A 20,251-nucleotide genomic window follows, 5' to 3' on the forward strand; every position below is an offset into this window, starting at 1 on the left:
ACTGCGACACGTGATCGAATACCTCAAGTGTTCCTGACACTTGGCACCGATCTGGCCGGAGCAGGCGCGCCCGCGAGCGATTTCGGGTTCCTGTTGCACAAGAACCCCGCACGCCCGCAGGCGATCGACGTCACCGGCGGGTCGGCGCATGTCTTCTACCCCGAGGCGACCGACGAGCGGTGCACGGCGGCGGTGCTGCTCGAGATCGACCCGATCGGCCTGGTGAGGTCCGGCCGCGGCAAGGCCGCCGAAGGATTCACGCTCGGGCAGTACGTGAACGACCGCCCCTACGCCGCCTCGAGCCTGCTCGCCGTCGCGCTCGGGAAACTCTTCCGGACGGCGATGAACGGCCGCTGCGACGCCCGCCCGGAGCTGGCGGCGCGGGCGATCCCGCTGGACGTCCACGTCCCCGCGCTGCCCTGCAACGGCGGCACCGAGCTCGCCGCGCGCCTGTTCGCGCCGCTCGGCTGGACCGTCGACGCGCGTCCGGTGCCGCTCGACCCGGAAATCCCGGCCTGGGGTGACTCGCGGTACGTCGATCTGCGCCTGACCGGCATACTGCGGCTGGCCGACGCACTCAATCACCTGTACGTCATGCTGCCGGTCCTCGACGACGCCAAGCACTACTGGGTCGGATCGGACGAGGTCGACAAGCTCGTCCGCGCCGGCGAGGGCTGGCTGGCCGCGCATCCGGACAAGGACCTGATCTCGCACCGCTACCTCGCGCACCGCCGGTACCTGGCCGATGCCGCGCTGGAGCGGCTCGCCGAGGCGGACGGCCTCGAGCTGGCCGACGAGACGACGGACGAGGGCTCGGTGTCCCTGGCCGTCGAACGGCGGACGACGGTGGCCGGCGTCCTGCGCGAACTCGGCGCCCGCCGGATCGCCGACATCGGCTGCGGCGAGGGCGCGCTCGCCGGCGAGCTGCTGAAGGATCCGATGATCGGCGAGGTGATCGCGACCGACGTATCGGCCCGGGCGCTGGTCGCGGCGAAGCGGCGGCTGCACTACGACGACCTGCCCGACCGCCAGCGGGACCGGCTGACGTTCCTGCAGTCGTCGGTGACGTACGCCGACGAGCGACTCGCCGGGCTCGACGCGGTCGTGCTGATGGAGGTCGTCGAACATGTCGACCCGCCGCGGCTGCCCGCTCTGGCCCATGCGGTCTTCCGGACCGCCCGTCCCGCCGCAGTCGTCGTCACCACCCCGAACAGCGAGTACAACGTGCGCTTCCCGTCCCTGCCGGCAGGCACCTTCCGCCACCCCGACCACCGCTTCGAATGGACCCGCCCGGAGTTCGGCGCGTGGGCCGGCGAGGTGGCTGACCGGTACGGCTACACAGTCGAGTTCCGGCCCGTCGGTGCGATGGACCCGGAGGTGGGTCCGCCCACGCAGCTCGCACTGTTCCGGCGGGAGGAGGCGCGATGACCATCGACGTACCTGCGCTGTCCCTCGTGGTTCTTGTCGGCGCGAGCGGCTCCGGCAAGTCGACCTTCGCACGCAAGCACTTCCTGCCGACCGAGGTGATCTCGAGCGACGTCTGCCGCGGTCTGGTGTCCGACGACGAGAACGACCAGGCCGCGACGAAGGACGCCTTCGAGGTGCTCAACTTCATCGCGGGCAAGCGGCTCGCGGCCGGGCGGCTGACGGTCATCGACGCCACCAACGTCCAGCCGGACGCCCGCAAGGAGCTGGTGAACCTGGCCCGCGAGTACGACGTACTCCCGGTCGCGATCGTGCTGGACCCGCCGGAGCGCGTGTGCGTGGAGCGCAACGAGCAGCGGTCGGACCGGCAGTTCGGGTCCAAGGTGATCGCTCGGCAGCGGTCGCAGCTGAAGCGCGGGCTGCGCAGCCTCAAGCCCGAGGGATTCCGTACCGTCCACGTGCTGAACAGCGTCGAGGAGATCGATGCCGTCAGCATCGAACGCACCCGGCTGTACAACGACCTCACGGATCGGACCGGCCCGTTCGACGTCATCGGTGATGTGCACGGCTGTCTCCCCGAGCTCGAGCAGCTGCTCACCGACCTGGGCTACACGCTCACCCGCGACGACGCCGGCCGCCCGGTCGACGCCGTCCACCGGGACCGCCGAGCGGTCTTCGTCGGCGACCTCGTCGACCGCGGCCCGGACAGCCCCGGCGTGCTGCGGCTCGTCATGGGGATGGTTGCCAGCGGCAACGCGTACTGCGTTCCCGGCAACCACGAGGACAAGCTGCTGCGGGCGCTGCGGGGCAAGAATGTCAAGATCAGCCACGGACTGGAGACAACGCTCGAGCAGCTCGCCTTGGAGCCTCAGGAGTTCCGCGACGAGGTGGCGACGTTCATCGACGGGCTGATCTCGCACTACGTGTTCGACGGCGGCAAGCTGGTCGTCTCGCACGCCGGCCTGGTCGAGCGGATGCATGGCCGGACAAGCGGTCGCGTCCGCTCGTTCTGCCTGTACGGCGAGACGACCGGCGAGACCGACGAGTTCGGGCTGCCGGTGCGCTACCCATGGGCGAACGACTACCGCGGTCGGGCGACGGTCGTCTACGGTCACACCCCGACGCCGGAGCCGGAGTGGATCAACAACACGATCTGTCTCGACACCGGCTGCGTGTTCGGCGGCTCGCTGACCGCGCTGCGCTACCCGGAGCGGGAGCTGGTGTCGGTGCGGGCAGCCCAGGAGTACTACGCCCCGGCGAAACCGTTGCACGTGGCAACGGCACCGTCGCGCGAACCCGATGTCCTCGAGCTGACCGACGTCACGGGTCGCCGGGTGATCGAGACCGCGTCGCAGGGGCGACTGAGCATCCGGGCCGAGCAGGCCGGCGCGGCGCTGGAGGTGATGAGCCGGTTCGCGATCGACCCGCGGTTCCTGCTGTACCTGCCGCCGACGATGAGCCCGGTCGCGACGTCGCCGGAGCCGGGGCTGCTGGAACATCCGCGGCAGGCGTTCGAGACCTACCAGGCGCAGGGCGTCACCGAACTGGTGTGCGAGGAGAAGCACATGGGTTCGCGAGCGGTCGTGCTGCTCACGAGGGACGACGACGTGGCCGGGAAACGATTCGGCCTCGCCGGTCGGGGCGCGATCCACACGCGCACCGGGCGATCGTTCTTCAACTCCTCGCTGACCGACGAGTTGCTGCTGCGGCTGCGCGCGGTCGCCGCGCGGGCGGGGCTGTTCGACGAGCTGGACACGTCGTGGCTGCTGCTCGACGCCGAGCTGCTCCCGTGGAGCGCGAAGGCCGAGGACCTGCTCCGGAACCAGTACGCCGCCGTCGGCGCGGCCGCTCGTACGTCGTTGCCAGCCGCAACTGCTGCGCTGCGCTCCGCTCAGGCGGCCGGGCTCGACGTCGACGAGCTGCTGGTGTCGGCCGAGCGGCGGACGGCGAACGCGGAGCGGTTCACCGCGGCGTACCGGCGGTACTGCTGGCCGACCGACGGGCTCGACGGTGTCCGGCTGGCGCCGTTCCAGGTGCTCGCGTCCGACGGCGCGACGTATCAGGACCGGCCGCATGTGTGGCACCTCGCGATCGCGGACCGGATGGTTGCCGCCGGCCCGGAGCTGATCACGCCGACGCGCCGGCTGTTCGTGGACAGCGGCACCTGGGACGCCGGGGTCACGTGGTGGGAGGAGCTGACCGGCGCTGGGGGAGAGGGCGTGGTCGTCAAGCCGGCCGCAAACCTGACCCGCACCGCGAAGGGGCTTGCCCAGCCGGGGCTGAAGGTACGCGGGCAGGAGTACCTGCGGCTCATCTACGGGCCCGACTACACCGAGCCGGCAAACTTCGCTCGGCTCCGCGACCGCAACCTCGGCCACAAACGGTCCCTGGCGCTTCGCGAATACGCTCTCGGCCTGGAGGCACTGGACCGTGCCGCCCGCGGCGAACCGCTGTGGCGCGTCCACGAGTGCGTCTTTGCCGTCCTCGCGCTGGAGTCGGAGCCGATCGATCCTCGCCTGTGATTCACCGTCGTCGGCGAACGATCGCGATTGCGACGACGGCGACGGCGAGCATGACGGCAGGCAACGCGGCGAACGGGACCTTCGGCAGCGCGCCGATGCTGACGAACGCCGTGGGGACCAGCGCGAGTGCTACTGGAATCGGTGCACCCCGGTCGCCGCGATGGACGCCGTAAAGCACCACCGGCGCAAGCAGCCACAGGCCAAGCAGGATCAGATAGCCGGTTCCTACTGGGGCATCGCCGGGGTGGTTGGTGGGCGCTTCCAGCCAGCCTGCGAGGCCGGCGACGGCAAGGAACACGACACCGAGCGCGGCCGGTAACGCGCGGCGCGCGGCGTCCCGCGTGAGCCTGCCGCGTGCCGTCGCCAGCGCGAGATAGCAACCGACCAGCACGAGCTCGGCGACGACCGTCGTGCTGAGGACGAACGGACTGTAGACCTCGGGGAGGATCAACTCCTGACACTCGGGCTGAGGCGAACACTGCCCCGCACCGGTCGCAACCTGCAGGACGTAGGACGCGAGAGCCAGCGGAACCGACAGCGCCGCAACCGCCGCAGTGACACGCAGCAGGTTGCCCGCGGGTCTGAGCGGCGGCCGGTGAACATCGAGGCGCGGGGCAGTCACACAAACCACCCTGTCGCCAAAGGGGGCCACCCCACGCTATCGCCACCCCACCGCCGCCTGCGGCGAGCCCTTGTGGCGCAATCACGAGTGCGTGTTCGGCGTCCTCGCGCTGGAGTCGGAGCCGGTCGATCGTCGGCTCTGACCCGCCGGCGCCCCGGTGCGCCGGCGCACGACCAGGATGGTGATCACGCCGGCGACGAGCATGATCGCGGGGAGCGGGGTGAAGGGATCCTCCGGCACCACCAGTGCGTTGCCGACGGCGGTCGGGGCGAGGCCGACCGCGACGGGAAGCACGGCGCGCCGGTCGCCACGATGCACGCTGTACAGGACCAGCGGGGTCAGCAGCCACAGCAGGAGCAGAACGAGGAAGGCGAACTCCACGCCGTCGATGCTGAGCCCGGACCCGCCGTCCATCAGCCAGCCGAAGCCGCCGACGGCGAGCGCCACGATGGCGACCGCCGCCGGCGACCAGCGCAGGCCGGTGCGGAGATCGAGCGTCCGGCGTGCCGCGGCCAGTGCGAGGTAACACCCGATCACGGCGAGCTCGGCGCCGGCGACCGCGAGGACGAGTTCCGGCGGCTCGAGCGAGCGACGCACCACGTCGGTCGACGGTGGACAAACGTGGTCCTGGCACGGGACCGGCCCGGGCTGCGGCAGCACCAGGTAGGCGACCCAGAGCAGGGGAAGGGTCAGGAAACTCGTCACGGCGGCGACTCGGTAGAGGTTTCCGGCCGGCCTCGGTGGTGGGCGGCGCGCGTCGGGGCGCGGGATGGTCACGGCATCACGATGCCGGGCCGAGGGTGCACCGTGGGTCATTCGTTTCCGGCGTGTAAACGTCTTCCGGGAGGGGTTGGCAAGGTGTGACATTGCACTTAGGGTCTGTGCAATGTCACACGGTACAGAGCTGGACGCGCGGCTGACGGGTGGATTGCTGCACGGCTGGCAGGAGCGGAACCGGCGCGCGACGATCCCGCATGCGATCGCCGAGCTGCGCAAGGCCGGGAACCTGGAGAACCTGCGCCGGCTGGCCGATCCCTCGGTCGGGCCCTACCGCGGGCGGTACCCGTTCCTGGACACGGATCTCTACAAGACCCTCGAAGGACTCGCCTACGAAGTCGGCCGCGACGACGCGCCGGCGGGAGCGCGCGCGTTCTACGACGAGGTCGTCGAGCTGCTCGAGCGGGCGCAGGCCGAGGACGGCTACCTCAACTCGTACTTCCAGGACCCGGACCAGCCCAAACAGCCGTGGTCGGACCTCGGCTGGGGGCATGAGCTGTACAACCTCGGCCACCTGATCCAGGCGGCGGTCGCGGCGAACCGCAGATTGTCGGACGGCCGATTGTTGACAATCGCCCGGCGGTTCGCGGATCTCGTCGTCCGCAAGTACGGCGCCGACGGGGAAGAGGTCGTCGACGGGCATCCCGAGGTGGAGATGGCGCTTGTCGAGCTTTATCGAGAAACCGGCGACGAGGACTACCTCACCCAGGCGCGGCTGTTCGTCGACCGGCGTGGTCGCGGGAAGCTCGAGCACACGATCTTCCCGGGGGAGTACTTCCAGGATCACGTGCCGTTCCGCGAGCTGCCGTCCGTCACCGGTCACGCCGTACGGATGGCGTACCTCGCGGCCGGTGCCGCCGACGTACACCTGGAGACGGGTGATCCGACGCTGGTCGCGGCGCTCGAGCGGCTGTGGGACGACATGGTCGCGACCAAGCTGTACCTCACCGGCGGGCTCGGCAGCCGGCATTCCGACGAGGCGATCGGCGACCGCTACGAGCTGCCGTCCGAGCGGGCGTACGCCGAGACGTGCGCGGCGATCGCGACGATGCAGTGGGCGTGGCGGATGTTCCGCGCGACCGGCCGGGCGAAGTACCTGGACGTGTACGAGACGGTGCTCTACAACGCCTACGCCGTGGGGCTTTCGGCCGACGGTACGGCGTTCTTCTACGACAACCCGCTGCAGCGCCGGCCGGACCACGAGCAGCGCTCCGGCGCCGAGGACGGCGGCGAACTCCTCCGCCGCGCCTGGTTCGGCTGCCCGTGCTGCCCGCCCAACATCATCCGCTGGATGTCCGAACTCCAGGACCACCTGGCAGTTGCCCGGGACAACGTCCTGTACGTCGGCATCTACGCCGACGCCCGCATCACCGCGAACGACCTCACCGTCAAGGTGAGCACCAACTACCCCTGGGACGGCGAAATCACCCTCACCGTCGAGAACGCCCCACCCGAGGAACGCGCCATCGCGCTCCGCGTTCCGGCGTGGGCGACGGAAGCGAACATCACCCCGGCCGGCGAACAGGTGGACGGATGGGCTGTTGTCCGGCGGACGTTCGTGGCGGGGGACGTTGTGCGGTTGACGTTGCCCATGGCGCCTCGGGCGCATGGGGTGCATCCGTACGTGGATGCGGCTCGGGGAGCGATCGCCGTGGCCCGAGGACCGCTGGTTTATTGCGTTGAGCAACAAGACGCGGCGGCACCGGTGGACGACCTGTTGCTGAGCCCGGCGGCCGTGCATGCGGCGACAGTGCGCGAGCAGGACGAGCATCTCGTGCTGGAGCTGACCGCGAAAGTCGCCCATCCGCCGGCTGCCGAGCTTTATCCCGTGATCTCCGAACAGCCCACTCAACAGCCCACTCAACAGCCCGCAGAGTCCGCCGTCGGCGAAGTGCCGGTGACGTTGGTGCCGTACTTCCTCTGGGGAAACCGTCAGGCCCTGGCCATGCGTGTATGGCTGCGAACCGAAAGAGAACACTGATGAAGAGAACTTCCATGCTGGTGGGGCTCGTGGCGTCGGCCGCGCTCGCGCTGACCGCGTGCGGCGGCGGTGCGTCCGGTGCCAAGGACGAGGCCGCCGGGCCCGGCGCCAAGGCCGCGCAGGGCGGGACGCTCCAGGTGCTCGCGAACGCGGCGTTCTCGCACCTGGACCCGGCGCGCGGTTTCGACGGCGGCGTGAACAACTTCTACCGGCTGATCTACCGCACTCTCACCACCCAGGGCGCGGCACCGGGTGCCGAGGGCACCAAGATCGTGGCGGACCTCGCCACCGACACCGGCAAGCCGTCCGACGGCGGCAAGACCTGGACGTTCACGCTGAAGGACGGCCTGTTCTTCGAGACCGGCGCGCCGATCACGAGTGCCGACGTGAAGTGGGGCGTCGAGCGCGCGTGGGACCCCGAGATCGGCATCGGCTCGCCGTACGCGAAGCAGCTGATCGAGGCGCCCGCGGCGTACCAGGGCCCGTACAAGTCCGGTGACCTGGCGACGATCGAGACCCCGGACGCGAAGACGGTCGTGTTCCACCTGAAGAAGCCGTTCGCGGACTTCGGCAGCGTGGTCGCGCAGAACACGTTCACGCCGGTGCCGAAGGGCCAGGGCGCGGGCAACGCGCTGGACAGCAAGCCGATCGCGTCGGGGCCCTACAAGGTGTCCGAGTACAAGCCGGGCGCGTCGCTCAAGGTGGTCCGCAACGACAAGTGGGACAAGAAGACCGACGACGTGCGGACGGCGAACCCGGACGCGTTCCAGTGGACGTTCGGCCTCGACCCGGCGACGATCGACGAGCGGATGATCGCCGGCCAGGGCACCGACGCCGACGCGATCGCCGGTACGATCCAGGCCGCGTCGGTCGCCCGGATCCAGACGCCGCAGCTCAAGCAGCGGACGATGACGGGGCTCGGCGGATGTACGACGTACATGGGCCTGAACACCACGAAGAAGCCGCTGGACAACGTCAAGGTCCGGCAGGCGATCAACCTCGCGGTGAACAAGCAGACGGTCCGGGACGCGGACGGCGGGTCGGCGCTGGCCGAGATCGCGAACACCATCCAGCCGCCGACCATCGCCGGCCGGGTGGACTACGACCCGTACCCGAGCCCGGATCACAAGGGTGACGCCGAGGGCGCCCGCAAGCTGCTCACCGACGCCGGATTCGCCAACGGCTTCACGATGACGTTGGACACCCGGGCGCAGCCGAAGATGCAGGCGATGGCCGTCGCGATCCAGCAGGCGCTGGAGCCGCTGAAGATCACCGTGAAGATCAACACCATCGACACCGCGACGTACTACGAGGTGATCGGGACGACGTCGCAGCAGCACGACGCGGCGATCACCGGCTGGTGCCCGGACTGGCCGTCCGGCCAGACGTTCCTGCCGCCGCTGTTCGACGGCCGCAACATCACCGCGAAGGGCAACACGAACCTGGCGCAGCTGAACGACCCGGGCGTGAACGCGAAGATCGACGAGATCGCCAAGCTGACCGACGTCCAGGCCGCGAACGCGGCGTACGGCGAACTGGACAAGCAGATCATGGAGCTCGCGCCGATCGTCCCGCTGCTCTACGAGAAGGTGCTGATGCTGGTCGGCAGCAACATCGGCGGCGCGTACCTGCACGACGGCTTCTCCGGCGGCATCGACCTGGTGTCCGTCGGCCTGAAGGACACCGGCAAGTGACCACCACCCCGGCCCTGATCGAGGTCGAGGAGGCGGTGCCGTCGGCCCCGACGACACCGCCCGCCTCGGGCCGGCGGATCCTCACCACGATCACGCGGGACAAGGGCGCGCTGGCGTGCGTGGTGTTCCTGGCGATCGTGGTGCTGATGGCCGTGGCCGCGCCGTTGATCACCAAGCTCAGCGGCTGGGGGCCGTACCAGTTCGACTCGGGCGCGATCAACTCCGACCTCGGCGGGGTGCCGCACGGTGCGCTCGGCGGGATCAGCGGCTCGCACTGGTTCGGTGTCGAGCCGCAGAACGGCCGCGACCTGTTCGCCCGGATCGTCTACGGCGCGCGGGTATCGATCACCATCTCGTTGTCCGCAACCTTGCTGACCGGAGTTCTCGGCGTGGTGCTCGGCATGCTCGCCGGGTTCTACCGCGGCTGGGTCGACCAGGTGATCTCGCGGCTGATGGACTTCCTGATGGCGTTCCCGGCGCTGATCTTCATGATCGCGATCCTGTCGTCGCTGCCGTCCGGGAACCGGCCGGTGCTGCTGGTCGTGGTGATCAGCGCGTTCGGCTGGCCGTACCTGGCGCGGGTGATCCGCGGGCAGACCATGACGCTGGCGAACCGCGAGTTCGTCGAGGCGGCCCGGGCCTCCGGCGCGAAGGACACGCAGGTGGTGTTCCGCGAGATCCTGCCGAACCTGCGCGGCTCGATCGTGGTGATGACGACGCTGGCGATCCCCGGCTTCATCGGCACCGAGGCCGGCCTGTCCTTCCTCGGCGTCGGCGTCGCACCGCCGACCGCGTCCTGGGGCCAGATGATCTCGAGCTCGGTGAGCTGGTACTCGGTGGATCCGATGTTCTTCGCGATCCCGGGCATGTTCCTGTTCCTCACCGTGCTCTCGCTGACGGTCCTCGGCGACAAGATCCGTACCCTCGTCGACCAGGGAGCGGCAGCATGACGCGCTACGTTCTCGGCCGGCTCGGTGGTGTCGTGGTGATCCTGCTGGCCGTCTGCCTGTTCACGTATCTGATCTTCTTCAAGCTCTCGCCGGATCCGGCAGTGATGATCTGCGGCAAGACGTGTACGCCGGAACGCATCGACTCGATCCGGGACGTGCTCGGGCTGAACCAGCCGCTGCTGACGCAGTTCTGGGACTTCCTGAGCGGGATCTTCGCGGGCCGCGACTACGGCTCGGTGCACTGCTCGGCGCCGTGTCTCGGGTACAGCTTCCAGACCAACGAGTCGGTGTGGAGCATGCTCACCGCACGGCTGCCGGTGAGCATCACGGTCGCGGTCGGCGCCGCGGTGCTGTGGCTGCTGGCCGGCGTGATCGGTGGTCTGGTCAGCGCGGTCAAGCAGGGCACGTGGTGGGACCGGACCGGTATGGGCCTCGCGCTCGGCGGCGTCAGCGTGCCGAACTACGTGCTCGCGCTGGTGCTGCAGTATGTGCTGGTGGTGAAGCTGCAGGTGCTGCCGTTCCCGTCGGCGGTGTCGTTTGCCGACAATCCGCTCGTCTGGTTCGAGTCGTACCTGATGCCGTGGGTCGTGCTGGCCGTCGGGTACGCCTGTCTGTACGCACGGCTGACCCGGAGCAACGTCATCGACACGCTGGCCGAGAACTACTACCGGACCGCGCGGGCGAAGGGGCTGAGCGGCGCGCTGATCATGCGCCGGCACGCGCTGCGCCCGGCGCTGACGCCGATCACCACGATCTTCGGGATGGACTTCGCCGGTCTGCTCGGCGGCGCGCTGATCACCGAGACCGTGTTCGGCCTGAACGGGATCGGCAAGCTGGCCGCCGACTCGATCGCCAAGAACGACCAGCCGGTGATCATGGCCGTGACCCTGCTCGCCGCCTTCTTCGTTGTCGTCGGCAACGTTGTGGTGGACCTGCTGTACACGGCACTCGACCCGCGGGTCCGGGTGGTGTCGGCATGAGCGCTGCATTGTTCGTTGTCGACAATCTGACTGTCACCTTGCCGACCAGCAGCGGACCGGTCGACGTGGTGAAGAACGTCTCGTTCACGGTCGACCGGGACGAGACGGTGGGCATCGTCGGCGAGTCCGGGTCAGGCAAGTCGATGACCGCGCTCGCGGTCCTCGGGCTGCTGCCCCGCGGCGCCCGGACGTCGGGAAGCGTCAAGCTGGACGGCGCCGAGTTGCTCGGGCGGTCGGACCGCGAGCTCAGATCCGTGCGGGGCAACGCGATCTCGATGGTGTTCCAGGATCCGCTGTCGTCGCTGAACCCGTACTACACGGTGGGCCTGCAGATCGCCGAGATGTACCGCACACACCGCGGCGGGTCGCGGAGCGCGGCCCGGAAGGTCGCGATCGAGGCGCTGGAGCGCGTGCACATCCCGGACGCGGCACGCCGGGTCGACCACTACCCGCACCAGTTCTCCGGCGGCATGCGGCAGCGCGTGATGATCGCGATGGCATTGTGCTGCTCGCCGTCGCTGCTGATCGCGGACGAGCCGACGACCGCGCTCGACGTCACGGTGCAGGCCCAGATCCTGGAGCTGCTCGCCGAGCTGCAGGCCACGACCGGGACCGGGCTGATGTTCATCACCCACGACCTCGCGGTGATCAGCTCGATCGCCCGGCGGGTGCTGGTGATGCGGTCGGGCGACCCGGTCGAGTACGGGACCGCGGAGCAGGTGTTCTCGGACCCGCGGCACGAGTACACCCGGATGTTGCTGGACGCCGTACCGCGGATAGATGACGAGGTTGCGTCGTGACGTTGCTCGAAGTGAAGAGTGTGACGAAGGAGTTCGTCACCCGGGGCGAGGGCGCGATGGCGCGGAAGTCGACGTTCACCGCGGTGGACGACGTTAGCTTCGAGGTCGAGCTCGGTGAGACGCTCGCGATCGTGGGGGAGTCGGGCAGCGGCAAGTCCACGACCGCGCGGATCGCGGCCCGGCTGCTCGAGCCGACCACGGGCAGTGTCGTGTTCGACGGGCAGGATGTGACGAACGCCCGCGGAAAGGACCTCGCGGCGTTCCGGAACAACGTGCAGGTGGTGTTCCAGGATCCGTTCTCGTCGCTGAACCCGCGGTACACGATCGAGCGGATCGTCACCGCGCCGCTGACGTATCAGGGCATCACGCCCAAGGGCGGCCGGCGGGCGTTCACCCAGGAGCTGATGGAGCGGGTCGGGCTGAACCCGGACCACTGCCGGCGGTACCCGGCGCAGTTCTCCGGCGGCCAGGCGCAGCGGATCGGGATCGCCCGGGCGCTGGCGGTGAACCCGAAGCTGGTGATCTGCGACGAGGCGGTGTCGGCGCTCGACGTGTCGATCCAGGCGCAGGTGCTGGAGCTGCTGATGCGGTTGCAGCGCGAGAGCGGGTTCAGCTACGTCTTCATCGCGCACGACCTGGCCGTCGTCCGGCAGATCTCGCAGCGGGTCGCGGTGATGAGCCGGGGCAGAATCGTGGAGAGCGGGTCGCGGGACCAGGTCTTCGGCGACCCTCAGGACGAGTACACGAAGACGCTGCTGGCCGCCGTACCGCGGATCAATCCGGAGTGGGACGCCAGGCGCAGGCAGAAAGAGGCGGGATGACCAGCTACACGATTCCCCGGATGCACGTCCGGGAGCACACCGTTTCGGTCCCCCTGGACTGGGAGCGGCCGGGCGAGTCGATCAGCGTGTTCGCGCGGGAGCTGGTCGACCCGGCGCGGAAGGACGAGGACCTGCCCTGCTTGCTGTTCCTGCAGGGCGGGCCCGGTGGGAAGGGACCGCGGCCGACCGGGGCGGACGGGTGGATCGGGCAGGCGCTGAAGAAGTACCGGGTGGTCCTGCTGGACCAGCGCGGTACCGGGCGCAGTACGCCGGTCAGCGCGCGGCGGATGGCGTCGATGACGGCCGAGGAGGGCGCAGACTACCTGGCGTGCTTCCGGGCGGACTCGATCGTCGCCGACGCGGAGCACCTGCGGAAGACCGTGTTCGGCGGCAAGCCGTGGTCGACGCTCGGGCAGAGCTACGGCGGCTTCCTGACGCTCACCTACCTGTCGAAGGCGCCCGAGGGCCTCACCGCCTGCTACGTGACCGGCGGGCTGGCCTCGATCGACCCGTCCGCGGCCGAGGTGTACCGGCGGACCTATCCGCGCGTCGCGGCCAAGAACCAGGAGTTCTACCGCCGGTACCCGCACGACGTGGAGCGCGTCGGCCGGATCGCGGACCGGCTGGCCGAATCCGACGTCCGGCTGCCGGACGGCGATCGCCTGACGGTACGCCGCTTCCAGTCGCTGGGTATCGACTTCGGGATGAAGCCCGGGTACGAGCGCATCCACTGGCTGATCGACGAGGCGCTGGACGGCGATGAGCTGTCCGACACGTTCCTCGGGCAGGCGCTCGGCCTCTCGTCGTACCTCGGCAACCCGCTGTTCGCCGCGCTGCAGGAGAGCATCTACGGGTCCGGCGAAGGCGCGACGGCCTGGGCGGCGGAGGCGGAGCGGGCACGGCGCCCCGAGTTCGCCGAAGACGCACGGCCGCTGCTGTTCACCGGCGAGATGATGTACCCCTGGATGTTCGCCGAGATCCGTGGCCTGCGGCCGTTCCAGGGCGCGGTCGAGCTGCTCGCGAAGCGGCCGCGATGGCCCGAGCTGTACGACCTCGACCGGCTCGCTGCCAACGACGTACCGGTGGCGGCCGCGGTGTACTTCGATGACATGTACGTCGACTCCGGGCTGCAGCTGGACACCGCACGCCGGGTCGGCAACGTGCAGGCCTGGGTGACGAACGAGTACGAGCACGACGGCCTCGGCGCGGACCGGGTGTTCGAGCGGCTCACCGAGCTGGTCGCGTCGATCGGGGGTGGCGTCCCGCACCAATGACGTCGAAACGACGGCCGGTGCTTCACAATAGGCGGCGACCCAGGAGGTGAACCCATGGCTGCCGATTCGATCGGGCCGCTGCCGAGCGTACGGCGGCTGGCGCAGCGCGAGAACCTGCGCGACAGCGTCGCCAACGCGCTCCGGGCGGCGGTGATCTCGGGCGAGCTGAAGCCGGGAGAGGTGTACTCGGCGCCGACCCTCGGCGCGCGGTTCGGCGTGTCCGCGACGCCGGTCCGCGAGGCGATGCTCGACCTGGTCCGCGAGGGCCTGGTGATCTCCCTGCGGAACAAGGGCTTCCGGGTCACCGAGGTGTCCGACGAGGACCTGGACAACGTGGCCGCGGTCCGGCAGCTGATCGAGCCGCCGACGATCCGGGACGTGGTCCCGGCGATCCCGGCGAAGGACTACCCGCGGCTGCGCCGGCTGGCCGACGACATCGTGGTGGCGGCCGAGGCGGGCGACCTGATCGCGTACATCGAGGCGGATCGGGTCTTCCACGTCACGCTGCTCGCGTACTCCGGCAACCAGAAGCTCGTCGACGTGGTGTCGGACCTGCGCTCGCAGACCCGGCTGCTCGGTCTGACCCCGCTGGTCGAGAGCGGCCGCCTGGTTCCGTCGGCCACCGAGCACCACGACCTGCTCGACCTCGTCGAAGCCGGCGACGCCGAGGGCGCCGAACAACTGATGCGGCGCCACATCGGCCATGTCCGCGGTCTGTGGGCCCGCTCTCAGAGCAACTGACGCTGCAGCGAGTCCGCGACGAACGTCTCGAACTCGGCCGGTGTCCACCCGGACTCGTCGACGAGTTCCTGGTAGACACCGGGCGCCGCGAGGGCGCGGTAAACGGCCTGCGCCTGCTTCAGCGGCACCCGCAGGACGTCCTCCAGGGACGCGATCATCGCGTCCATGACCTGGTTGCGCCCGGCGAGTTTGGACCGCAGCAAGGCCTTGGTCTCGGGGCTCTCGTCGGTCGCCGCCTCGAAGATCAGGACGACGTCGAAGCCTGCCGAGTACAGGTTCGTCAGCCAGCCCGCGGCACCGCGCAGCCGGTCGACCGGGTCCGCGATGGCGAACACCTGCTCGGCGCGCTCGATCGCGCCGGCTTCCTGGAGCCACCGGTCGCAGATCAGCGACAGGATCTCGCGCTTGGTGCCGAACGCCGAGTACACGGTCCGGGTCGCGACGCCGGCCTCCTTGGCGATCGCGTCGATGCTCGTGCCGCCGTACCCCTGCGCGGCGAACAGCCGGCGCGCGGCCCCGGCGATCCGGATCCGGGTCTCCGCCGCCTGCACCTGGCGGTAGGTCTTGACAGCTTCGGGCACGTCGGCACACTATCACTGTGTTCAGTGCAGTAGCACTGCATCGAGTGCATCAATAGTGCAACGGGAGGGGATCATGGAACCGCTGGCGGTGTTGGAACGGATCCTGCACGAGGGGTTCGCGACGGGGAACGCGGCGATCGTCGACGAGGTGTGTGCGCCCGACCTGATCGAGCACCAGTTCGGCCTGTCCGGGCGGGGTGAGCAGGCGCGGGACCAGGTGAAGGCCGCGATCCGGCAGGTGCACGAGCTGATGCCGGACATCGTCTACACGCTGGAGGACTCGGTCGTCGTCGGCGACCTGGTCTGGGCGCGCGGACGGGCCCGCGGTACGGCGACCGGGGCGTTCTTCGGGCCGCCGAGCAACGCGCCGATCGACATGGCGTTGTTCGAGCAGGCGCGGGTGGTCGACGGCCGGATCGTCGAGCACTGGGGCTGCCCGGACCGCTTCGCGCTGCTCGCCCAGACGGGTGTCCTGACCCGCCTGGGTTAGGCGGACCGGAGCGCCTGCTTCGCGGTCGCGGCGGCGTCGGCGCCGTACGCGCTGGTCAGCCGGTCGAGGAACGTCGGGTGGTCGAGGCTGTACTCCTGGGTGCCGACCGTCTCCAGGACCGTGGTCGCCAGCGTGCACCCGAGGTGCGCGGCCGCCTCGTGGTCGAGACCGTTGGCGCGACCGGTGAGGTAGCCGGCCCGGAACGCGTCGCCGCCGCCGGTCGGGTCGACCAGGTCCGGCGCGGGGACGGCTGGGATCTTCGCCAGGATCCCGGTGCGGTCCTCGATCACGACGCCGTCCCCGCCGTGCGTGGTGATCCGGACGCCGACCCGCTCGAGGATCTCGTCGTGGCTCCAGCCGGTCTTCTGCACCAGCAGGCCGGCCTCGTACTCGTTGCTGAACAGGTACGCCGCGCCGTCGACGAGCGTGCGGATGTCCTCGCCGTCCATCCGCGCCAGCTGCTGCGACGGATCGGCCGCGACGGCGATCCCGTGCTGCTTGGCGAGCTCGGTGTGCTTGAGCATCGCGTCCGGGTCGTCGGCGCCGATCAGCACCAGGTCGACACCGCCCGCGGCCTGGTGGATCGCGCCGAGGTCGAGCTCGCGCGCCTCGGCCATCGCGCCGGTGTAGAACGAGGCGATCTGGTTCGCGTCCAGGTCGGTCGTGCAGGTGAACCGCGCGGTGTGTACGTCTGCGCAGACGCGGACGTGCGAGATGTCCACGCCGGCCGCCGTCAGCGCCGCGCCGTACTCGGCGAAGTCGGCGCCCACCGAGCCGACGAGCAGCGACGGGAACCCGAGCTGGGCCATGCCGTAGCAGATGTTCGCGCCGACGCCGCCGCGGTGCACCACCAGCTCGTCGACCAGGAACGACAGGGAGACCTTGTGCAGCTGCTCCTCGAGGAACTGGTCCTTGAACCGGCCCGGGAACGTCATCAGGATGTCGGACGCGATCGATCCGGCGACGGCGATGCGCATGCTTGGGTGCTCCCTCGGGTGGGGTGGGTGTCAGAGCGACGAACAACCCATAGAGACTACAGGCGACCGATCTAATACACGGAGGGCTGGATTTCCATGGGCCATCAGGTGCCGGTGACCGAGGAACTGCACGAATACATGCTCGCCCACGGCATGCCGCTGGACGAGATCGCGACCGAGTTGCGCGCCGAGACCGAGGAACTCGGCAGCCCCGCGGGCATGCTGACCACCGCTGACCAGGCCGGCCTGCTGACCACGCTGACCCGGTTGATCGGCGCCCGCCGGGCGGTCGAGATCGGGACCTTCACCGGGTTCTCCGCGCTGGCGATCTCCCGCGGGCTGCCGGACGACGGCGAGCTGATCTGCCTGGACGTCAGCGAGGAGTGGACCTCGATCGGCCGCAAGTACTGGGAGCGGGCCGGCGTCGCGGGCAAGATCGACCTGCGGATCGGCGACGCGCACGAGTCGGCGGCCCGGCTCGACGGCGAGTTCGACCTGGCCTTCGTCGACGCCGACAAGGACTGGTACATCCGGTACTTCGAGACCGTGCTGCCGCTGATCCGGCCGAACGGGCTGCTGCTGTTCGACAACACGCTGGCCGGCGGCCGGGTGATCGACGAGGACGGGCCCGCCGACCGCAAGGAATTCAACGCGCACGTCGCGCAGGACGACCGGGTGGACGTCATCATGCTCGGTATCGGCGACGGACTGACGCTGGTCCGCAAGAAGTGAGCAAGAAGGCGGCGCCCCGGCTCTCGGTGGCGGATCTGCAGCACAAGTACGGCGACCGGCCGGTGATCGAGGGTCTCACGTTCACGCTGGCGGCCGGTCAGGCGATCGCGCTGGTCGGGCCGAACGGCGCCGGCAAGACGACCGTGCTCAAGTGCATCGTCGGCGCGGCCGAACCGGCCGCCGGGAAGATCCTGCTCGACGGCGTGCCGATCGACGAGCGGGCCGATGCCGTTCGCCGGGATGTCGCCACGCTGCTCGACGACCTGGACTTCTTCCCGGACCTGACCGCGGCCGAGCATCTCGACCTGCTCGCCCGTGCGCACGGCAACGCGTCGCCCGAAGACCTCGTGGACACCACTCTGCACGACATCGGCCTGCTGCCGGCCGCCGACCAGTTGCCGGGCTCGCTGTCGTCCGGTCAGCGCCGCCGGCTCGCGCTGGCGACCGCGCTGGTCCGCCCGCGCAAGCTGATGGTCCTCGACGAGCCCGAGGCCCGGCTCGACACCGGCGGTGTGCAGTGGCTGTCCGAGCGCCTCGTCGCGGAGAAGAAGTCCGGGACGGCGATCCTCTTCGCCAGCCACGACCCGGCGCTCGTCGAGACGGTCGCGGACTCCGTCGTCACGCTCACTCCGCTGCCATGAGCGCTGCCGACGGGCCGGTCGAGTTCGATCCGGCGGACTTCGGGGCGATCCCGTCGTCGCGGTCGCTGCGGCAGTGGATGCGGACGACGCGCCGGCAGCACGCGGACCGGTCGTTCTGGGAGATCTTCGAGGACGTCTACCTGGTCCTGTTCACGATCGCGATGGCCGGCGCGACCGGCGGCAACGTCGTACGGCACCTGAACTCGAACGCGTCCGGCTGTACGTCGCGGACGTGCGGTCAGCTCGCCGACTGGATGCCGTGGATCGCCGTACCGTTGCTGCTGGCAATCACCCTCCGGGTGCTGCTCGCGATCGGGCCGGTGTCGGCGTCGCGCGCCACCGGTTTCTGGCTGCTCGCGACTCCGGTCGACCGAGCCGCCTTGTTGCGCCCGGCGTACCGGCTGGTGATGGGATCTGTCGCGGTGCTCGGCGTCGTCGTCGGCGCGCTCGTCTGGGCACTCCTCGGAGCCTCGCTGACCGACGTACTTCTGGCGGCCGTTCTGATCGGCGCGACGCTGGTCTGCGCCGCGGTCGCGACAGTGTGGGCGCAGCAATCGGCGCGACGCAGCCGATGGGCGTTGCGCGTCGCGGATGTCCTGCTGCTGGCCGCCGTGGTGCCGGCGGTGCTGCTGGCCTTCCAGCCGCGCGAGGATCAGTCCAGCACCGTGGTCCTGGCGTCGCAGTTGGTCGACGAGTACGGCTACCCGACGCTCGCGTTCGGCCAGATCCAGGACGATCGGTCCGGCGCCGTCCCCCTGCTGGTGTTTGCGGTAGCAGTCGTTGTGTGCGCTGTGTTGGTCTTCCTCGTCTCGCGGACGTTGGACCGGCTGGGGCGGATCAGTGTGATTGCGGGTGGGGAGTTGCTGGCCGGACTGGCGGGGGCGGCGAGCAGTCTCGACATCAGCATGCTCGGTGACGTGATCGCCGGACGGCACTGGCGGCTCAAGGGCCGGGTGCACTCGCGGCGCGGGCGGGGTGCGCAGGGCGCCGCGCTCGTGCATCGCGAGTTTCTCCGGATCCTGCGCTGGCCGCGGCGGCTCGCCGTCGCGTTCGCGCTGCTCGTGGTCCCGTACGCCGTGCACGGCGCCGGCTTCCACATCCTGGTCCCTGTCGCGGCCGCGATCGCCGGCTTCATCGCCGTACGGCCGATGCTCGACGGCCTCCGCACCGCCTGCCGCTCGACCGGTCTGGTCCGCGCGCTCGGCTGGGACCTGCGCGAGCTCCGGGTGATCATGGCGGTCGTCCCCGGCCTGTTCACGATCGTCTGGTCCGCCTGCGCCTTCCCGGCGATCGGCAGCGCGTCGGCCTCCTTCGCCGTTGCCGCCGGCATCATTTCCGGCGCCGTCCGGCAGGCGTCGGCCCGGCCGCCGTCGTACGCCGGCCCGCTGGTCACGTCGCCGATGGGCGCGATCCCGCCCGGCCTGTTCTCGCAGCCGGCCCGCGGCTTCGACCTGCTCGTGCTGTGCCTGGCGCCGGTGCTGCTCAACCTCAGCCCGCTCTGGGTCGTGGTGGTCCCGGGCGTCGTACTGCTCGCGATGCTGGCCGTCCGCCCGAAAACCGACTGAGGATCGCTGACGCGGCAGCCATCCTTGCCGCATCTTGGTGCGGACAGGTACCTTGTCTCGCATGGTAGCGGAGAAGGTCTTCACGCAACTGCGCCGCGGGACGCTGGAGTTCTGCGTGCTGGCGCTGTTGCAGGGAGAGCCCCGTTACGGTTTCGAGTTGGTGAAGGCGCTGGGCGAGGTCGACGGTCTGGTGACGACCGAAGGCACGATCTATCCACTGCTGGCCCGGCTGCGACGGGAAGGTCTGGTGGAGACGAGCTGGCGCGAGTCCGAGTCCGGGCCGCCGCGGCGGTACTACACATCGACGGCCGAGGGCAGCCAGGCACTGGCCGCGTTCACGGCGGACTGGCAACGGTTCTGCGCCTCGGTTGACGCGATCCTGGAGAGTGGGAGACGGGGATGAACAGGGAAATGACGGGCGGCGTGGTGGTGCCGGCGGCCGAGCCGCGGTTGCGGCCGTGGGACTGGGGTGCGCTCGCGCTGCTGGTGTTCGGGCCGTTCCTGGCGATCGTCGGCTGGCTGGTCGGTGTCTGGCTGCTGTGGGCGTCGAACCGCTGGACCTGGGTCTGGAAGATCGTCGGCACGCTCGCCTGGCCGCGGCGGTCGGCGCCGAGAGGTTCCAGCCGCCGCTCTGGCTGAGCGTCGCGATCGCGACGGTCGTGGAGTTCGCGCTGCTGA

At 69.9% G+C, this 20,251-nt stretch carries 20 protein-coding genes; 17 read left to right on the forward strand and 3 right to left on the reverse strand.

Annotation, left to right across the window (positions count from 1 at the left end):
• Positions 1-27 precede the first annotated feature (27 nt).
• Positions 28-1,428, forward strand: a complete 1,401-nt coding sequence (locus tag ACWEOO_RS39435; RefSeq protein ID WP_452147409.1) for a 3' terminal RNA ribose 2'-O-methyltransferase Hen1 — start codon at positions 28-30, stop codon at positions 1,426-1,428.
• A complete protein-coding gene (locus ACWEOO_RS39440; protein WP_452147410.1) occupies positions 1,425-3,947 on the forward strand; it encodes a polynucleotide kinase-phosphatase in 2,523 nt (840 codons plus the stop codon). The genes ACWEOO_RS39435 and ACWEOO_RS39440 overlap by 4 nt, the downstream gene beginning before the upstream one ends.
• Before the next feature lies 1 nt (position 3,948).
• Here the strand turns inward: ACWEOO_RS39440 and ACWEOO_RS39445 are convergent, their stop codons facing one another.
• A complete protein-coding gene (locus tag ACWEOO_RS39445) occupies positions 3,949-4,569 on the reverse strand; it encodes a hypothetical protein (RefSeq protein ID WP_452147411.1) in 621 nt (206 codons plus the stop codon).
• A 70-nt stretch (positions 4,570-4,639) separates the two neighbouring features.
• Between ACWEOO_RS39445 and ACWEOO_RS39450 the strand changes: the two genes are divergently transcribed.
• The 9 genes from ACWEOO_RS39450 to ACWEOO_RS39490 all read left to right on the forward strand — a co-directional run bounded on the left by ACWEOO_RS39450 (position 4,640) and on the right by ACWEOO_RS39490 (position 14,587).
• Positions 4,640-4,711, forward strand: a complete 72-nt coding sequence (locus ACWEOO_RS39450) for a hypothetical protein (protein ID WP_452147444.1) — start codon at positions 4,640-4,642, stop codon at positions 4,709-4,711.
• Between the two features lie 744 nt (positions 4,712-5,455).
• The gene (locus tag ACWEOO_RS39455) at positions 5,456-7,327 is read left to right on the forward strand and encodes a glycoside hydrolase family 127 protein (protein WP_452147412.1); all 1,872 of its coding nucleotides are present in this window, start codon (positions 5,456-5,458) and stop codon (positions 7,325-7,327) included.
• The gene (locus ACWEOO_RS39460) at positions 7,327-9,021 is read left to right on the forward strand and encodes an ABC transporter substrate-binding protein (RefSeq protein WP_452147413.1); all 1,695 of its coding nucleotides are present in this window, start codon (positions 7,327-7,329) and stop codon (positions 9,019-9,021) included. The genes ACWEOO_RS39455 and ACWEOO_RS39460 overlap by 1 nt, the downstream gene beginning before the upstream one ends.
• Complete coding sequence (locus ACWEOO_RS39465; RefSeq protein ID WP_452147414.1) at positions 9,018-9,971, forward strand: ABC transporter permease; 954 nt, start codon at positions 9,018-9,020, stop codon at positions 9,969-9,971. Before ACWEOO_RS39460 ends, ACWEOO_RS39465 begins: the two co-directional genes overlap by 4 nt.
• The gene (locus tag ACWEOO_RS39470) at positions 9,968-10,951 is read left to right on the forward strand and encodes an ABC transporter permease (protein WP_452147415.1); all 984 of its coding nucleotides are present in this window, start codon (positions 9,968-9,970) and stop codon (positions 10,949-10,951) included. Before ACWEOO_RS39465 ends, ACWEOO_RS39470 begins: the two co-directional genes overlap by 4 nt.
• Positions 10,948-11,751, forward strand: coding sequence for an ABC transporter ATP-binding protein (locus ACWEOO_RS39475; RefSeq protein ID WP_452147416.1), 804 nt, complete (start codon positions 10,948-10,950; stop codon positions 11,749-11,751). The genes ACWEOO_RS39470 and ACWEOO_RS39475 overlap by 4 nt, the downstream gene beginning before the upstream one ends.
• On the forward strand, positions 11,748-12,572 hold the full coding sequence (locus tag ACWEOO_RS39480) for an ATP-binding cassette domain-containing protein (protein WP_452147417.1): 825 nt from the start codon (positions 11,748-11,750) through the stop codon (positions 12,570-12,572). The genes ACWEOO_RS39475 and ACWEOO_RS39480 overlap by 4 nt, the downstream gene beginning before the upstream one ends.
• Entirely contained in the window at positions 12,569-13,846 is a 1,278-nt protein-coding gene (locus ACWEOO_RS39485) for an alpha/beta fold hydrolase (RefSeq protein ID WP_452147418.1), read from the forward strand. Before ACWEOO_RS39480 ends, ACWEOO_RS39485 begins: the two co-directional genes overlap by 4 nt.
• 54 nt (positions 13,847-13,900) lie before the next feature.
• Positions 13,901-14,587: a GntR family transcriptional regulator gene (locus ACWEOO_RS39490; RefSeq protein WP_355484395.1), complete on the forward strand. Its 687-nt coding sequence runs from the start codon at positions 13,901-13,903 to the stop codon at positions 14,585-14,587.
• On the opposite strand, the gene ACWEOO_RS39495 is transcribed toward ACWEOO_RS39490, so the two are convergent.
• Entirely contained in the window at positions 14,575-15,168 is a 594-nt protein-coding gene (locus ACWEOO_RS39495; RefSeq protein WP_452147419.1) for a TetR/AcrR family transcriptional regulator, read from the reverse strand. The two genes, ACWEOO_RS39490 and ACWEOO_RS39495, sit on opposite strands and share 13 nt — an antisense overlap.
• Positions 15,169-15,241: 73 nt before the next feature.
• Between ACWEOO_RS39495 and ACWEOO_RS39500 the strand changes: the two genes are divergently transcribed.
• On the forward strand, positions 15,242-15,658 hold the full coding sequence (locus ACWEOO_RS39500; RefSeq protein ID WP_355688603.1) for an ester cyclase: 417 nt from the start codon (positions 15,242-15,244) through the stop codon (positions 15,656-15,658).
• On the opposite strand, the gene ACWEOO_RS39505 is transcribed toward ACWEOO_RS39500, so the two are convergent.
• Complete coding sequence (locus ACWEOO_RS39505) at positions 15,655-16,635, reverse strand: carbohydrate kinase family protein (protein ID WP_359932830.1); 981 nt, start codon at positions 16,633-16,635, stop codon at positions 15,655-15,657. The genes ACWEOO_RS39500 and ACWEOO_RS39505 overlap by 4 nt on opposite strands.
• A gap of 96 nt (positions 16,636-16,731) precedes the next feature.
• On the opposite strand from ACWEOO_RS39505, the gene ACWEOO_RS39510 reads away from it, so the two are divergent.
• From ACWEOO_RS39510 to ACWEOO_RS39530, 5 genes are all read left to right on the forward strand, one after another.
• On the forward strand, positions 16,732-17,367 hold the full coding sequence (locus ACWEOO_RS39510) for an O-methyltransferase (RefSeq protein WP_359932833.1): 636 nt from the start codon (positions 16,732-16,734) through the stop codon (positions 17,365-17,367).
• On the forward strand, positions 17,364-18,008 hold the full coding sequence (locus tag ACWEOO_RS39515; RefSeq protein ID WP_359932836.1) for an ABC transporter ATP-binding protein: 645 nt from the start codon (positions 17,364-17,366) through the stop codon (positions 18,006-18,008). The genes ACWEOO_RS39510 and ACWEOO_RS39515 overlap by 4 nt, the downstream gene beginning before the upstream one ends.
• Entirely contained in the window at positions 18,005-19,573 is a 1,569-nt protein-coding gene (locus ACWEOO_RS39520; RefSeq protein WP_452147420.1) for a DUF6297 family protein, read from the forward strand. The genes ACWEOO_RS39515 and ACWEOO_RS39520 overlap by 4 nt, the downstream gene beginning before the upstream one ends.
• Before the next feature lie 61 nt (positions 19,574-19,634).
• Positions 19,635-19,976 carry a PadR family transcriptional regulator gene (locus ACWEOO_RS39525; RefSeq protein ID WP_133781728.1) on the forward strand — a complete coding sequence of 114 codons (342 nt, stop codon included), beginning with the start codon at positions 19,635-19,637 and terminating at the stop codon, positions 19,974-19,976.
• Positions 19,973-20,212: a hypothetical protein gene (locus tag ACWEOO_RS39530; protein ID WP_452147421.1), complete on the forward strand. Its 240-nt coding sequence runs from the start codon at positions 19,973-19,975 to the stop codon at positions 20,210-20,212. Before ACWEOO_RS39525 ends, ACWEOO_RS39530 begins: the two co-directional genes overlap by 4 nt.
• Positions 20,213-20,251: the final 39 nt, after the last annotated feature.

The sequence above is a fragment of the Kribbella sp. NPDC004138 genome (assembly GCF_053603655.1).

Bases quoted from the DNA above. Each gene is read 5' to 3' on its own strand.
- ACWEOO_RS39485 (WP_452147418.1), top strand. From the start codon at position 12,569: ATGACCAGCTACACGATTCCCCGGATGCACGTCCGGGAGCACACCGTT.
- ACWEOO_RS39500 (WP_355688603.1), top strand. From the start codon at position 15,242: ATGGAACCGCTGGCGGTGTTGGAACGGATCCTGCACGAGGGGTTCGCG.
- ACWEOO_RS39460 (WP_452147413.1), top strand. From the start codon at position 7,327: ATGAAGAGAACTTCCATGCTGGTGGGGCTCGTGGCGTCGGCCGCGCTC.
- ACWEOO_RS39525 (WP_133781728.1), top strand. From the start codon at position 19,635: ATGGTAGCGGAGAAGGTCTTCACGCAACTGCGCCGCGGGACGCTGGAG.
- ACWEOO_RS39510 (WP_359932833.1), top strand. From the start codon at position 16,732: ATGGGCCATCAGGTGCCGGTGACCGAGGAACTGCACGAATACATGCTC.
- ACWEOO_RS39505 (WP_359932830.1), bottom strand. From the start codon at position 16,635: ATGCGCATCGCCGTCGCCGGATCGATCGCGTCCGACATCCTGATGACG.
- ACWEOO_RS39530 (WP_452147421.1), top strand. From the start codon at position 19,973: ATGAACAGGGAAATGACGGGCGGCGTGGTGGTGCCGGCGGCCGAGCCG.
- ACWEOO_RS39470 (WP_452147415.1), top strand. From the start codon at position 9,968: ATGACGCGCTACGTTCTCGGCCGGCTCGGTGGTGTCGTGGTGATCCTG.
- ACWEOO_RS39440 (WP_452147410.1), top strand. From the start codon at position 1,425: ATGACCATCGACGTACCTGCGCTGTCCCTCGTGGTTCTTGTCGGCGCG.
- ACWEOO_RS39455 (WP_452147412.1), top strand. From the start codon at position 5,456: ATGTCACACGGTACAGAGCTGGACGCGCGGCTGACGGGTGGATTGCTG.
- ACWEOO_RS39490 (WP_355484395.1), top strand. From the start codon at position 13,901: ATGGCTGCCGATTCGATCGGGCCGCTGCCGAGCGTACGGCGGCTGGCG.
- ACWEOO_RS39475 (WP_452147416.1), top strand. From the start codon at position 10,948: ATGAGCGCTGCATTGTTCGTTGTCGACAATCTGACTGTCACCTTGCCG.
- ACWEOO_RS39520 (WP_452147420.1), top strand. From the start codon at position 18,005: ATGAGCGCTGCCGACGGGCCGGTCGAGTTCGATCCGGCGGACTTCGGG.